Source organism: Sediminibacterium sp. (genome assembly GCF_051860225.1).
Taxonomy (GTDB): domain Bacteria; phylum Bacteroidota; class Bacteroidia; order Chitinophagales; family Chitinophagaceae; genus Sediminibacterium.
Window position 1 is genome coordinate 112,430 of record NZ_JBHYEI010000002.1, and the last position, 13,739, is coordinate 126,168.

A 13,739-nucleotide genomic window follows, 5' to 3' on the forward strand; every position below is an offset into this window, starting at 1 on the left:
CATATTGCAATTTAAACATTACACGAATGTTAACTGCAAAAGTAGGATGATTGGTTATTGAAGCAATTCTTTCAGCTTAACTTGCAATTCTGGGCCGCGTAAATCCTTTGCAATGATTTTACCACTTGGATCTAATAAATAATTAGCCGGAATACTCTGAATTTTATAGAGCTGAGCCACTTTATTATTCCAACTTTGCAAATCGCTGACTTGAGTCCAATTGAGTTTATCTTTTCGTATAGCATTCATCCAACTGGCTTTATTATCATCTAGTGAGACCCCTAAAATTGTAAAATTCTTGGTGGAAAATTTCTTGTAAGCGTCCACTAAATTAGGATTTTCAGCTCTACAAGGTCCGCACCAGCTAGCCCAAAAATCGATGAGGACATATTTCCCCCTGAATGATTGCAAAGATACTAGTTTTCCTATAGTGTCCTTTTGGCTGAAAAGCAATGCTTCTGTACCGATTTTATTGATATTTGCTTCTGCAATGGTTTGTTCAATCATTTTCGCAAATGTTCCTCTTTTTGCAGTGGCTTCTAACGCATTGTATCTTTTTTCTAAATCTTCAGTTCCGTTTAACAATGGGCTTATTGCAAACAAAACAAATGAACTAACTGGGGAAGCAGGCTTGGTCTGACTAAATTTAGTAGCTTCTTGTAAGACGGTTCCTTTTGCTTGTTCATATAGTACAATTAAAGAATCCCTTTTTATGCGATTTTTCTCAGGATTAATTTGTTGAACTAGATAATTAAGGCGTTCTCTAATTGGATTAAAGGTTGACTTAAATTGCTGATAATCCGTTTCAACTGTTGATCCCGTAATTGTTGCAGCAGATAAAATATTAAAATCGCCAATGATACTCACCGTATCGTGAAAAAGAAAAACATCTAAAGCCTCCTTGTACCCAACAAACCCCAATTGAAAAATATCCGGTTCTGCAATTATCCCTTTTAAAACAAACTTACCATCTCGAACAGTATCTGTTGCAATTGTTTTACCATCTGTGCCATTCATTAAAAACACCAGCATATTAGGCTTAGTATTTCTAATTTCCCCCCTTATTTCAAACCCATTTTGTGCAGCAAGAGTGGTATAACCAATGATAGAGAGAAGAAATAAAATCTTTTTCATAATTTACTTGGCGTGTCGTAATTGTAAAATGTTCAATACTTCTGCTAAATTATGCCCTTTAGCGTTAAGCAAAAGCAAATAATGAAAAAGTAAGTCAGCAGATTCATTTAAAAACAAGTCTTTGTTATTGTCTTTGGCCTCAATAATCATTTCAACAGCCTCCTCGCCTACTTTTTGAGCAATTTTATTCAATCCTTTCTCAAACATTCTAGCTACATAAGAATCCTTAGGATCACCTTGTTTCCTTAGTTCAATAATTTGTTCAAGATATTCTAAAAAGTTACTGGCATGATTTGTTTCACCAAAGCATGTATCTGCACCTGTATGACAAGTTGGTCCAATTGGATTCACTTTTACTAATAGTGTATCATTATCGCAGTCAATGTCTAAAGATTTTAAATTCAAAAAATGACCGCTCTCTTCCCCTTTAGTCCACAAACGTTGTTTTGCTCTGCTATAAAAAGTTACTTTTTGAGTTTCTAGCGTTGCGGTAACAGCTGCTTGATTCATAAAACCTAACATTAGTACTTTATGAGTATGTTCATCTTGGACTATTACTGGTACCAATCCATCCGAGTATTTATTGAAATCGATATTCATAGTAAATGATTTAAATTCTGATTGAAATTCCTTTATTTGAAAGATAACTTTTTAAGGCAGGAACTGCAATTTCTTTGAAGTGAAAAATGCTCGCAGCCAATGCGGCATCTGCTTTTGCAATCTCAAAAACATCCGAAAAATGCTGCATAGTTCCTGCTCCACCAGAAGCAATAATTGGAACACTTAATTGAGTAGATAAATCATGCGTAATGTCTAAGGCAAATCCTTGCTTGGTCCCATCATTATTCATGGAGGTAAGCAATATTTCACCTGCCCCTCTTTCTACAGCCTCTCTAGCCCAATCAATACACAAAGTATTGGTCTTAACTCTTCCCCCATTTAAATAAACATACCAATTACCGTCTATTTCTTTTTTTGTATCAATAGCCAATACTACACACTGTGTTCCAAACTCTAATGCTAATTGATTGATTAAAGTTGGTTTTTTATAAGCGGAAGTATTAATTGAGATTTTATCTGCACCATTTTTTAATAATAACTGAACATCTTCCACGGAAGAAATACCCCCTCCAACAGTGAAAGGGATATTAATATGACGCGCTATTTTATTAACCAACTCGCTCAATGTTTTTCTTTTTTCATTGGTGGCTGTGATGTCTAAGAAGACCAACTCATCTGCACCTTCCTTCGCATAGATAGTAGCTAACTCAACTGGATCTCCTGCGTCTCTAATTTGTTCAAAATTGACCCCCTTTACTGTTCGTCCATCTTTGATATCTAAACAGGGTATAATTCTTTTCGTTAACACAATTCATTAATTTTAATTCTTCCTTCATAAATAGCTTTCCCTACAATCACCCCACTGCAACCAATCATCTTTAATGCATCAATATCTTGCATTGAACTAACCCCACCACTTGCTATAAAATGCAATTCAGGAAACTGTTGAATAATCTTTTGGTATAATTCAATGGATGGTCCTTCTAATTTTCCATCCTTACTAATATCGGTGCAAAAAACTTGTTTAACTCCCTGTTGAAGATAGCGAGTAATAAAGTCGAATACGGTTTCTTCTGTAGTTTCTAGCCATCCACCAATTGCAATTTTTTCTCCTTTTACATCGGCCCCTAATAAGAATCGTTCTTCTCCATATATTTTCAACCAGCTGGCAAAGGTATCTGGCGATTTTACTGCTAGGCTACCAATCGTTGCCATTGAAGCACCTGAATCAAAAACAATTTTTAAATCAGATTCTTGTTTGATTCCCCCACCAAAGTCTATGACTAAACCGGTGTTATTAGCAATAGATTCTAATACAGCCCAATTGGTCACTTTACCCGCTTTTGCTCCATCTAAATCAACCAAATGAAGTTTTTTTATGCCTGCAGCTTCAAATGCTTTTGCAATATCTAAAGGATGTTCACTATAAATTGTTTTTTGGGAGTAATCTCCTTCTGTAAGTCTAACACATTTTCCATCAATTATATCTATTGCAGGTATGATTTCCATATTATAATTCAATAAAATTTTTAATAATCTGTTCCCCTACTGTTGCACTTTTTTCAGGATGAAATTGTACTCCATAAAAATTATCCTTTTTTAATGCAGCACTATAAGCTAATCCATAATTGGCTGTAGCTATAGTATGCTCACCTAATGCAGCATAATACCCATGTACAAAATAACAATAGGCTTGATCATGCACTCCCTTAAACAAATCGGTTTTCAAATCAGCTATATTATTCCAACCAATTTGAGGTATTTTCAATTGTTGATTATTCGAACTAAATTTTTCAACACGTTCATTAAAGATTCCTAAGCATGGTGTATTGTTTTCTTCACTAAATGAACACATTAGCTGCATACCTAAACAAATACCTAGAACAGGCTGTTGCAGAGAAACAATCAATTGATCCAATTTCCGTTCTTTTAAATAAGTCATAGCGGTACTTGCTTCACCTACTCCAGGGAAAATGATTTTATCCGCAGTTTCAATCTGTTTAACATCGTCTGTTACAGATGCATCAACCCCTATCCGTTCTAATGCAAATAGAACAGATTGAATATTGCCTGCATTGTATTGAATTATTACTGTTTTCACACGTTCAGATTAAGGTCTTACCGATTTAACAAAATTCGGAATAATGGTTTCTAAAGTCTCATTTTTTGAAAGCTCTTTTATGAATGCAGTTCCGATAATCCCACCTTGAGCATATGCTGCTACTGAATCAAAGCTTTCTTTGTCTTTAATTCCAAAACCAACCATTACAGGATTCTTTAATTCATAGGATTGTAGCTTTTGAAGATAAGAAGCCACTTGCCCAAAACTGGTATCTCCTCCAGTTGTTGCAGAAGAACTCACCGCGTATAAAAAACCAGTACTTAATTGGTCTAATTTTTTCACCCGTTCGGCTGATGTTTCGGGCGTAACTAAAAAAATAAAATCAAGTCCAAATTCTTTTATAATTGCTCCGTATTCCTTTTCAAATTCATACTCTGGCAAATCTGGCAAAATCAAACCATCAACCCCAGCAGCTGCTGCATCCGAACAAAATTTCTTGAAACCATATTGAAGTACAGGATTCATATAACCCATTAACACGATACCTGTTTTGGATAATACAGGATTGTTCCTACATGATTTCAATTGGTTAAATAACAATTCAATACTCATACCATTGGCAATAGCTTTAGAACTACTTTCTTGAATGACTGGCCCATCAGCCAATGGGTCACTATACGGCATACCAATTTCAATAATATCAACCCCCGCATTTGCCAGAGACTCCATAATTGTTAGCGTGCTATCGACTCTAGGATACCCTGCGGTAAAATAAATATTTAAAACGGGTTTGGAAGTATTGCTAAAAATGGATTGAATTCTACTCATAATTTGGAATTAACGATACGATTGAATACTACTCATATAGGTGGCAAGATCTTTATCTCCTCTTCCACTCAAACAAATTACTACGGTATCAGAAGGAGTCAAATTTAATTCTCCCAGTACAGCAAAAGCATGGGCTGTTTCCAAAGCAGGAATAATCCCTTCCGTTTTACTTAAATGAAAAGCAGCATTTAAGGCTTCTTCATCAGTTGCACTCACAAATATTCCTCTTCCACTTGCATATAGGTTTGCATGCATGGGTCCTATACCTGGATAGTCTAACCCAGCAGAAATGCTATGCGGCTCAACAACCTGTCCATCTGAAGTTTGCATCAACAAACTCTTGCTGCCATGCAATATCCCTTGGGTACCTAATTGTGTAGTTGCTGCACTCATACCAGAATGTACCCCTTTTCCTGCAGCTTCTACTGCTACAATTTTTACTGTTGGTTCATTTAAAAAATGATAAAAGGCGCCAGCAGCATTGCTCCCTCCTCCTACACAAGCAATAATATGTGTAGGTAATTCATTACTGGTTTTTTCTTTTAATTGAGCTTTTATTTCTTTGCTAATAATACTTTGAAATCTTGCAACCATATCAGGATATGGGTGTGGCCCTACTACACTGCCGATAATATAATGTGTATCATTGGGATGATTGATCCAATCTCTAATAGCTTCATTAGTAGCATCTTTCAAAGTTTTACTACCACTGGTTGCTGGTATTACCTTGGCTCCTAACATTTGCATTCTAGCCACATTGGGAGCTTGCCTTTCAATGTCTTTTTCACCCATATACACTATGCATTCCAAACCTTTTAGCGCACAAACGGTAGCTGTTGCAACGCCATGCTGTCCTGCACCAGTTTCTGCAATAATTCTTGTTTTTCCTAAACGTTGTGCCAATAAAATTTGACCGATAGTATTATTTATTTTATGCGCACCAGTATGGCATAAATCTTCTCTCTTTAAATAGATATTCGTGTTAAACTCTTTACTTAATCGTTCTGCTTTAAATAAAGGGGTTGGTCTTCCCACATAATCTGCTAATAAATTATCAAATTCCCGAATGAAACTTGGATCAGCCATAATTTTCAAATACTGCTCCTTTAATTCAGCCACATTTTGCTGCAACATCTCGGGAATATATGCACCCCCAAATTCTCCATAATATCCATATATGTCTGGTGATTGGTAATTCAATACTACTGTACTCATTTTGCAAAATTTAATTGTAATAAAATTAACCCCTTACTCTGCTCTATCATTAAAACCTGTCCATTGTAGTTATACTTCACTTTAAACACACCAATTTGATCAACAGTTTTATTTGTATTGTATCTGATACTATAACCACCGATGGAAGCAATTTGTTGCTGATAATTATAACTTAACACCAGATCTCCTATTCTGTCAACTCTACCATTTAAATCATATTGTATAATAGTACTCCCAACTTTCACTAACCTTCCATCGTAATTAAATTCCAAATTTTGTTCTCCAAGCTTATGAGGAAATGTATTTTCATTATACTTAATTTCCCCCATTGGGTCCATTACAACACTTTGAATTTTACCTGAATCATTGATAATAAGAATAGGGGTCCCTGCAGTAACTTCATAGCGAGCTTTCCCATTTGTAGATAGCAATACATGCCTTAATTGTTGAGATAAGGCAAACAAGCTTATACTGAAAAATAAACTAAACAAGAATAGACGCTTATTCATATATTCATTAATTCATTCATAAAAGGTTTTACTTTCTGCATATCTTTTACGCCAGGAGTTAATTCAAAACGACTGTTTATATCAACTGAAAATAAATCTTTTGCAACAGGGGTTGTTGTAAAAAATTTTAATGCTTCAATATCTTCTGGTCCAATTCCTCCACTAAGAAAAAATGGTTTATTAATATTGAGGGAATATAAAATTTCCCAATTGAATCTTTTACCGGTTCCACCATATTCCGCACCAGCAGTATCAAATAAGAACATATCCACTATGTCTTGGTAGTCTTTTATTTTCCACAAAACATCGTCATCATCTCTTAATCGAAAAGCCTTAATTACAGAAATATAATCGGCTATTTTTTCACAATAGCGCGGTGTTTCATCACCATGTAATTGAACTAAATATAAACCACAATCATCCACTAAAGACAATAAGTGATCAGGATTTTCATTCACAAAAACACCAACTTTATTAATTTTTACTCCCTTTGCTTTTTTAAGTTCGGCTTTGGCTAAATTTTTTAAAACATACCTCGGCGATTTGGGATAAAAGATAAAACCAGCAAAATCAACCCCCATCTCATCTAATTGGGTCATTTGTTCAACACTATTTAAACCGCATACTTTAGCCCGCATTTTGTTTGGTTTTTAAATCATTTACAAAATTGGCAAAAGCAATAGAAGGATTGGTTTCGCGCATAAAACGCTCTCCAATCAAAAAACCGGCAAAGCCAGCTTTTTGTAAAGTTACAATAGTATTGGGATGATCAATTCCACTTTCTGCAATTGCTGGAATGGAAGTGGGTATTTGATTGATCAAATCCAATGATATATCAATATTGACTTCAAAATTTTTTAGATTACGATTATTCACCCCAACTAAATCAACTTCATCGCATATATGATTTAATTCAGTGTCATCATGTATTTCTAATAATACCTCCAACCCTAATTGATGAGCTAAAGTAGAGAACTGTTTTACCTGTGATGGACTCAAACAAGCAGCGATTAATAAAATAACCGATGCTCCACTAGCTTTGGCTTCAATAATTTGGTATTCACTTATCATGAAATCCTTTCTCAGTAAGGGAATTTTATTGATCGTAGCTGCTTCTAAGTCGGCTAAAGCACCACCAAAAAACAAGGCATCCGTTAAAACTGAAATTCCAGCTGCACCAAATTGTGTATAAGCCATTGTGACCTCTTCAACCGTTGCAATTCCATTGATAATTCCCTTACTAGGCGACTTTCTTTTAAATTCTGCTATGATGCCTGTTTGGGAGCTGTCTTGTAAATTTGACTTTAGAGAAATGGATGGCAATTGAAAGAACCTAGATTGCTCCAATTGTGCAATAGATATTTTTGATTGCTGTTCAGCAACTTCTATTTTCTTCTGAGCTACGATAGTATCAAGAATGGTCATAATGATTATTGTAATGCAATTAGTTGATTGAATGATTGATAAGCAGCACCAGACTCTAAGCTATCAACTGCAGCCTGATATGCAGCTTGGTAATTGCTATATTTTTTCGTTGAATTTAATGCCATTGCGGCATTGGCTAATACCACTGCATTTTGTGACCAAGTGCCTTCTCCTTTGAGAATTTTAAGGAAAATAGCAGCTGATTCTTCCACAGAATTTCCACCATAAATTGCTTCGGGCATAACCATTTTTTTACCCAGTTCAATTGCCGAATAAATGGCTTCTCCTTCTTTTGTAATGACTTTAGTATCACTAGTTAATGATATTTCATCATATCCATCTAAACTATGTATGATGGTAAATGACTTGCCAGTCTGTTGCAGTAGATAATTGTATATTCTAGCCATTTCTAGATTATAAACACCTACTAATTGAAAGTCTGGATTAGCCGGATTCACCATCGGCCCTATCATATTAAAAAAAGTTCTTACGCCTAATTGCTTTCTGATAGGCCCCACTACTTTCAATGCTGGATGAAATAAGGGCGCGTGCATAAAACAGATATTTGCTTCGTCAATTTCTCTTTTTAATAAACCTCCCTCTTGTTTAAAGCGATATCCCAATTGCTCCATTACATTAGATGCTCCACTAATGGTAGACGCGCCATAGTTTCCATGTTTGGCAACTTTTTGACCGGTTCCTGCAACAATAAAACAAGCTAATGTAGAAATATTAAAAGAGTTTTTACCATCCCCACCTGTTCCAACAATGTCTACCAAATCAGAAGTGCCCAATTCTGTTTTTACACATAACTCTAACAGTGCATCTCTAAATCCATTAAGCTCATCAATAGTAATACTTCGCATTAAAAAAACAGTAATAAATGAAGCTATTTCTGCATCATTGAATTGCCCTTTTGCCATATCGATCATTACTTCATAAGCCTTAGACCTGCTAAGGGATTTATATTCAAACAGAAACTGTAATATTTTTTTCATTCTATCGATTTAACCAGTTTTGAATAATTTTTTCACCTGATGGAGTTAATATACTTTCAGGATGAAACTGCACACCTTCTACATCATATGTTTTGTGTGCTAAACCCATAATCAACCCCGTTTCATCTTTTGCAGTAATTTGTAAGCAATTGGGAAAGTTATCATCGCTTACAACCCAGCTATGGTACCTGCCCACTTCAAATATATCAGTCAATCCATTATACAGCGAAGAAGTTGAACCATTGTCCAATTTTTCAATTTGAATAGGAGTTGCTACTCCATGAAAAACTTTTGAAAGATTAACCAACTTTCCTCCAAAAACTTCGCCAATCGCTTGATGACCTAAGCAAACGCCTAAAATACTTTTAGTGGATGCATATTCCTTAATAAGCGGCAAGAGCAATCCCGCTTCAGAAGGAATGCCTGGTCCTGGCGACAATACTATTTTATCATATTGTTTTACTTGAGACAAATCAATTTCATCATTTTTACACACATCTGGTTGAATGCCGGTTAAGTGAGCTATTGCATGTACCAGATTATAGGTGAATGAGTCATAATTATCAAAAACCAAAATTTTCATACAGTATAATTTTAATGAACCTGAACAGCAAAAGCCGCTGCTTGCTTCAAAGCGTTTAATTTATTGTTTACTTCTTGCAACTCACTTTCAGGATCACTTGCTGCAACAACACCTGCACCTGCTTGACAAATCAATTGGTTTTGCTTACTTAAAAAAGTTCTGATCATAATTGCATGATTAAAACTCCCATTAAATCCAACAAATCCAATCGCACCTCCATAAAAACTCCTTGAAGTAGGTTCATACGCTGAAATAATTTCTAAAGCTTTAACCTTAGGCGCTCCGCTTAATGTTCCTGCAGGAAAGGTTCCTGCAAAAATTTCAAATGGATTATATCCCACTCTTAGCTTCCCTTCAACCTCACTTACCAAATGTATCACATGACTATAATACTGAACTTGCCTATAATGTACCACTGAAACTTCATCAGAAACCCTACTTAAATCATTCCTTGCCAAGTCTACTAACATAACATGTTCTGCATTCTCTTTTGTGTCTTTTAATAAATTTTCAGCAGCCAATTGATCGGTGGCTTCATCGCCCGTTCGCTTGAATGTTCCTGCTATAGGGTGAACAATTGCCTTATCGTTTTTAATCACTAATTGAGCTTCAGGCGAAGATCCCATGATTTTATAATCGCCATAATCAAAGAAAAATAAATAAGGAGAAGGATTAATACTTCTTAAAGCTCTATAAACATTGAACTCATCTCCTGTGAAGGAATGAGAAAATTGTCTACTTAAAACAATTTGAAATACATCCCCACGCAAACATCTATTGATTCCTTTATTCACTAATTCAATGAAATTTGCATCGCTCATATTGGAGCGTTCTTCCCCTACAAGGCTAAATGGATAAACAGGAACATCTTTGCTTCTAATTAAAGATTCAATTACTTGAATATCCCCCTCAAGTCCGGCCAACTTATTTTCACAAATAATCAATTCATCTTTAAAATGATTAAACGCAATAACATATTGGTATAATCGATAGCGAATAAGTGGAATTGTTGGAGTAGATTCAACTGGGGCAACTGCATTATCAAAAAAAGAAATTGCATCAAAACAAGTGTATCCATACAATCCTTGGGCAAATTGATATTGGGAATCTACTGGTTTTTCAACTTCAAAATTATTCATGAAATCCCACAAATACTTTGGTATATTCAATTGCTTATCGATTCCCTTTTTTACGGCTTCATTCCCCGGCAGCTTGTATTCTAGCGAATAATTATCCTTTATCTCTATTCCGCCTATTGCGTTAATACAGATAAATGAATAACTATTTTCATTTGCGTTATGATCAGTACTTTCTAGGAGTATGGTATCCCTAAATCGATCCCTGAGCCGCAAATAAATCCCAACAGGGGTGTATATATCACCCAATATTTTTTTTCCTGTTGTAGTCAATTGCATCGTATTCAATTTTAAAGTATAATTCAAAAAAAAAGCCCCAGATGAATCCGGGGCTTTGAATATATTCAATTAGTATTGGTCATGCCATTACAATCCCCGCGAAGAGTTTGAATGCCACCACCAATGCTTGTTTATTAAATTCATTGTACAAATATCTAGTTAAAGAATGAATTCACAAAAAAAATTACAACACTCCTTTTGTTGAAGGCAAATAATTACTAATTGGATCCCTTTTTACTGCCATTCTAATCGCTTTCGCAAATGCTTTAAAGATTACTTCTATTTTATGGTGCTCATTTTCGCCTTTACATTCAATATTCAGGTTGCATTTAGCCCCATCACTGAATGATTTAAAAAAGTGAAAAAACATTTCTGTCGGCATTTCGCCAATTTTTTCTCTCTTAAATTCAGCATCCCAAACCAACCAGTTTCTACCCCCAAAATCAATTAATACTTTAGCATCTGCTTCATCCATTGGCAAGGCAAAACCATATCGTTCCATCCCTCTCTTATCAGATAACGCCTTCGCAAAAGCTTCTCCTAATGCTATTCCAGTATCTTCAATAGTGTGGTGTTCATCAATATGTAAATCGCCTTTGGTAGTGATGGCTAAATCAATTTTTCCATGACGAGCAATCTGATCTAACATATGATCAAAAAATCCCAATCCTGTATCAATAGAAGCTTTACCTGAACCGTCCATATTTACATCTATCGAAATTTTGGTTTCGTTGGTATTCCTTTCGTGATGTACTTTTCTTAAACCAAGCTTCAGAAAGGAATAAACTTCGTCCCATGAATTAGTTTCTAATTCAATTGTATCTTTAAACGCCAATTCCTGTTCCGGTGTTAATTCATGTAAACCGGATTTAAAATAAATTGCCTTAGCCCCCAAATTAATAGCTAATTGAATATCACTCCACCTATCTCCTATCACAAATGAATTAGCTAAATCAAATAATTCATTGCCCATCAAATGTGTTAGCAAACCCGTACCTGGCTTACGTGTAGGCATATTATCGCTTGCAAAGGTTTTGTCGATAATCATTTCATCAAATTGGAACCCTACAGAGTCAAGTGTTCTAATCATTAAATCATGATAAGGATAAAACTGTTCTTCTGGATAAGAAGCTGTCCCCAATCCATCTTGATTGGTCACCATCACTTTATGAAAATCAAAATCTGCTGCAATTCTAGCTAAATTGGTCAATGCCCCTTTAACAAAATTGGTTTTATCAATAGCATCTATTTGAAAATCAATTGGAGGTTCTTGTAATATCACCCCATCTCTATCTATAAAAAGGATTTGTTTCATGATTATTTTTTTGCTCGTTGCTTTTTAACTTCCGCAACAGTTACTATATCAGCCTTATTTCCAAAACTATTTCTGATATAAGTGAGTACATCTGCAATTTGTTGATCTGTTAAGAATGAATGAGCTGCCATTGGATTATTATATTCTTCTCCGTTGATTTCTAAAGGATCTGACAATCCTTTTAAAACAATATCAATCAATCTTGTTTTACTACCTGTAACATAAACTGTTCCTGCGAGCGGTGGATTTAATCTTGGAACTCCATTACCATCCGCTTGATGACAAGCTTGACAATACATGTCGTATACTTTCTTACCATTCAACATTTGTTTAGATTTCCCTTGCACGGGTGTTTGAGCTATAGAAACAGCTGAAAGTAAAGTTAATCCCAATCCCAGAATGGCAATTTTAGTACTCATTTATTGTAACTATTATTTATTGTAAGAAATTTTCCAAACAAATCCCGCTTTATCATCCGACACATAAATGGATCCATCTTCTCCTTGGGCTAATCCAGTAGGACGATGCTTAGCAGCAGACAGATTAGTTACTGGCGACATGCCAGAAAATCCATCTGCAAATACCTCCCATTTTCCAGTGGGTACTCCATTCTTCATAGGAACAAAAACCACATAAAATCCTTCTTGAGGCTCTGGCGTTCTATTCCAACTACCATGGAAAGCAATAAACGCACCGTTCTTGTATCGCTCTGGAAATTGATTCCCCGAATAAATTAATAAAGCATTAGGTGCCATATGACCAGGAAATCCAACTAATGGATCAATCGCATTGGGCGCACCCTCTTTTTTTCCATCTCCTCCATATTCGGGATTCAATATTTTTTTATTTTGAAAATGATCCCAATGAATATATGGCCAACCACAATCATCCCCTTTCTTTACTCTATAAAAAGTTTCAGAAGGCATTTCAGCACCACGTTTTTGATCATACATTTCTGGGAAATATTGGTACAACATGTCTCTGCCATGAATGGTTACATATAAATCATTGACTTCATTGTTCCAATCAATTCCTAATGCATTACGCATACCAGTTGCATATCTAACCCCATCATTTAAAGTTTGATTGGTTTTTGTTGTACTAAATTGCCAAATACCTCCAGCATTTTCTAAAATAGGGCACGGCGTTAAACCCGGCGAACCTTTCTGTCTGTCTTGTTCTTGACAAACATTTGAAGGAGCTCCAATATTTACATACAGATTGCCCACTTTATCAAAAGTAATGGACTTAGATGCATGTTGTCTTTTATTCAACAATCCATCCACTACAACTTCAGGTTGGTCTGGATTAACAATATTTTGATTAGCATCTAATTTATACCTATAAATAGTTTGATCAGATGTGGCATATACATAACCATTGTTAATTGCAATTCCAGTACCAGTATAATTGCCAAATGCCAAGGTATCTTCCATGATACCATCTTTGTTCTTATCGCGTAATCGATAAATGCCTTTTCCATTAACTAAGCGATCTAATTTCATATACAAATCCCCATTGCTATTAACAGCAATATGTCTTACTCTACCTAAATCATTGGCTACTATTTTGCTGGTAAATCCTGTAGGCAAATTAATAGGCACTTGCAGTTTGGGCTGAGCCAACACAATTTTAAAAGACAACAAGAAAACCAAAAATGTACTTAACTTTTGCATATTGAATATATTAAAGCA

General features: G+C 35.2%; 16 protein-coding genes. All 16 read right to left on the minus strand.

Annotation, left to right across the window (positions count from 1 at the left end; genetic code table 11):
• Positions 1 to 54: 54 nt before the first annotated feature.
• Positions 55 to 1,134: a redoxin domain-containing protein gene (locus tag ACTIEI_RS07320; protein WP_439505639.1), complete on the minus strand. Its 1,080-nt coding sequence runs from the start codon at positions 1,132 to 1,134 to the stop codon at positions 55 to 57.
• A gap of 3 nt (positions 1,135 to 1,137) precedes the next feature.
• Positions 1,138 to 1,734 (minus strand): bifunctional phosphoribosyl-AMP cyclohydrolase/phosphoribosyl-ATP diphosphatase HisIE, encoded by a 597-nt coding sequence (gene hisIE / locus ACTIEI_RS07325; protein WP_439505640.1) that lies wholly within the window; start codon positions 1,732 to 1,734, stop codon positions 1,138 to 1,140.
• A gap of 10 nt (positions 1,735 to 1,744) precedes the next feature.
• Positions 1,745 to 2,503, minus strand: coding sequence for an imidazole glycerol phosphate synthase subunit HisF (gene hisF / locus ACTIEI_RS07330; RefSeq protein ID WP_439505641.1), 759 nt, complete (start codon positions 2,501 to 2,503; stop codon positions 1,745 to 1,747).
• Complete coding sequence (gene hisA, locus ACTIEI_RS07335) at positions 2,497 to 3,204, minus strand: 1-(5-phosphoribosyl)-5-[(5-phosphoribosylamino)methylideneamino]imidazole-4-carboxamide isomerase (RefSeq protein WP_439505642.1); 708 nt, start codon at positions 3,202 to 3,204, stop codon at positions 2,497 to 2,499. The genes hisF and hisA overlap by 7 nt, the downstream gene beginning before the upstream one ends.
• Position 3,205: 1 nt before the next feature.
• Positions 3,206 to 3,796 carry an imidazole glycerol phosphate synthase subunit HisH gene (gene hisH, locus ACTIEI_RS07340; protein WP_439505643.1) on the minus strand — a complete coding sequence of 197 codons (591 nt, stop codon included), beginning with the start codon at positions 3,794 to 3,796 and terminating at the stop codon, positions 3,206 to 3,208.
• Positions 3,797 to 3,805: 9 nt separating this feature from the next.
• Positions 3,806 to 4,585, minus strand: coding sequence for a tryptophan synthase subunit alpha (trpA, locus tag ACTIEI_RS07345; protein ID WP_439505644.1), 780 nt, complete (start codon positions 4,583 to 4,585; stop codon positions 3,806 to 3,808).
• A gap of 9 nt (positions 4,586 to 4,594) precedes the next feature.
• On the minus strand, positions 4,595 to 5,800 hold the full coding sequence (trpB, locus tag ACTIEI_RS07350; RefSeq protein ID WP_439505645.1) for a tryptophan synthase subunit beta: 1,206 nt from the start codon (positions 5,798 to 5,800) through the stop codon (positions 4,595 to 4,597).
• Positions 5,797 to 6,309: a hypothetical protein gene (locus ACTIEI_RS07355; RefSeq protein WP_439505646.1), complete on the minus strand. Its 513-nt coding sequence runs from the start codon at positions 6,307 to 6,309 to the stop codon at positions 5,797 to 5,799. Before ACTIEI_RS07355 ends, trpB begins: the two co-directional genes overlap by 4 nt.
• Complete coding sequence (locus ACTIEI_RS07360; RefSeq protein WP_439505647.1) at positions 6,306 to 6,947, minus strand: phosphoribosylanthranilate isomerase; 642 nt, start codon at positions 6,945 to 6,947, stop codon at positions 6,306 to 6,308. The genes ACTIEI_RS07355 and ACTIEI_RS07360 overlap by 4 nt, the downstream gene beginning before the upstream one ends.
• The gene (gene trpC / locus ACTIEI_RS07365) at positions 6,937 to 7,734 is read right to left on the minus strand and encodes an indole-3-glycerol phosphate synthase TrpC (protein WP_439505648.1); all 798 of its coding nucleotides are present in this window, start codon (positions 7,732 to 7,734) and stop codon (positions 6,937 to 6,939) included. Before trpC ends, ACTIEI_RS07360 begins: the two co-directional genes overlap by 11 nt.
• 5 nt (positions 7,735 to 7,739) lie before the next feature.
• Entirely contained in the window at positions 7,740 to 8,732 is a 993-nt protein-coding gene (gene trpD, locus ACTIEI_RS07370; RefSeq protein ID WP_439505649.1) for an anthranilate phosphoribosyltransferase, read from the minus strand.
• Between the two features lies 1 nt (position 8,733).
• A complete protein-coding gene (locus ACTIEI_RS07375; RefSeq protein ID WP_439505650.1) occupies positions 8,734 to 9,315 on the minus strand; it encodes an anthranilate synthase component II in 582 nt (193 codons plus the stop codon).
• An 11-nt stretch (positions 9,316 to 9,326) separates the two neighbouring features.
• Positions 9,327 to 10,730 carry an anthranilate synthase component I family protein gene (locus ACTIEI_RS07380; protein WP_439505651.1) on the minus strand — a complete coding sequence of 468 codons (1,404 nt, stop codon included), beginning with the start codon at positions 10,728 to 10,730 and terminating at the stop codon, positions 9,327 to 9,329.
• A gap of 184 nt (positions 10,731 to 10,914) precedes the next feature.
• Positions 10,915 to 12,045 (minus strand): bifunctional histidinol-phosphatase/imidazoleglycerol-phosphate dehydratase HisB, encoded by a 1,131-nt coding sequence (gene hisB / locus ACTIEI_RS07385; RefSeq protein ID WP_439505652.1) that lies wholly within the window; start codon positions 12,043 to 12,045, stop codon positions 10,915 to 10,917.
• 2 nt (positions 12,046 to 12,047) lie between these two features.
• Positions 12,048 to 12,464 carry a c-type cytochrome gene (locus ACTIEI_RS07390; protein ID WP_439505653.1) on the minus strand — a complete coding sequence of 139 codons (417 nt, stop codon included), beginning with the start codon at positions 12,462 to 12,464 and terminating at the stop codon, positions 12,048 to 12,050.
• A gap of 12 nt (positions 12,465 to 12,476) precedes the next feature.
• Complete coding sequence (locus ACTIEI_RS07395; RefSeq protein WP_439505654.1) at positions 12,477 to 13,721, minus strand: PQQ-dependent sugar dehydrogenase; 1,245 nt, start codon at positions 13,719 to 13,721, stop codon at positions 12,477 to 12,479.
• Positions 13,722 to 13,739 lie beyond the last annotated feature (18 nt).

Bases quoted from the DNA above. Each gene is read 5' to 3' on its own strand.
- ACTIEI_RS07320 (WP_439505639.1), bottom strand. From the start codon at position 1,134: ATGAAAAAGATTTTATTTCTTCTCTCTATCATTGGTTATACCACTCTT.
- hisIE (WP_439505640.1), bottom strand. From the start codon at position 1,734: ATGAATATCGATTTCAATAAATACTCGGATGGATTGGTACCAGTAATA.
- hisA (WP_439505642.1), bottom strand. From the start codon at position 3,204: ATGGAAATCATACCTGCAATAGATATAATTGATGGAAAATGTGTTAGA.
- trpA (WP_439505644.1), bottom strand. From the start codon at position 4,585: ATGAGTAGAATTCAATCCATTTTTAGCAATACTTCCAAACCCGTTTTA.
- trpB (WP_439505645.1), bottom strand. From the start codon at position 5,800: ATGAGTACAGTAGTATTGAATTACCAATCACCAGACATATATGGATAT.
- ACTIEI_RS07355 (WP_439505646.1), bottom strand. From the start codon at position 6,309: ATGAATAAGCGTCTATTCTTGTTTAGTTTATTTTTCAGTATAAGCTTG.
- ACTIEI_RS07360 (WP_439505647.1), bottom strand. From the start codon at position 6,947: ATGCGGGCTAAAGTATGCGGTTTAAATAGTGTTGAACAAATGACCCAA.
- trpC (WP_439505648.1), bottom strand. From the start codon at position 7,734: ATGACCATTCTTGATACTATCGTAGCTCAGAAGAAAATAGAAGTTGCT.
- trpD (WP_439505649.1), bottom strand. From the start codon at position 8,732: ATGAAAAAAATATTACAGTTTCTGTTTGAATATAAATCCCTTAGCAGG.
- ACTIEI_RS07375 (WP_439505650.1), bottom strand. From the start codon at position 9,315: ATGAAAATTTTGGTTTTTGATAATTATGACTCATTCACCTATAATCTG.
- ACTIEI_RS07380 (WP_439505651.1), bottom strand. From the start codon at position 10,730: ATGCAATTGACTACAACAGGAAAAAAAATATTGGGTGATATATACACC.
- hisB (WP_439505652.1), bottom strand. From the start codon at position 12,045: ATGAAACAAATCCTTTTTATAGATAGAGATGGGGTGATATTACAAGAA.
- ACTIEI_RS07390 (WP_439505653.1), bottom strand. From the start codon at position 12,464: ATGAGTACTAAAATTGCCATTCTGGGATTGGGATTAACTTTACTTTCA.
- ACTIEI_RS07395 (WP_439505654.1), bottom strand. From the start codon at position 13,721: ATGCAAAAGTTAAGTACATTTTTGGTTTTCTTGTTGTCTTTTAAAATT.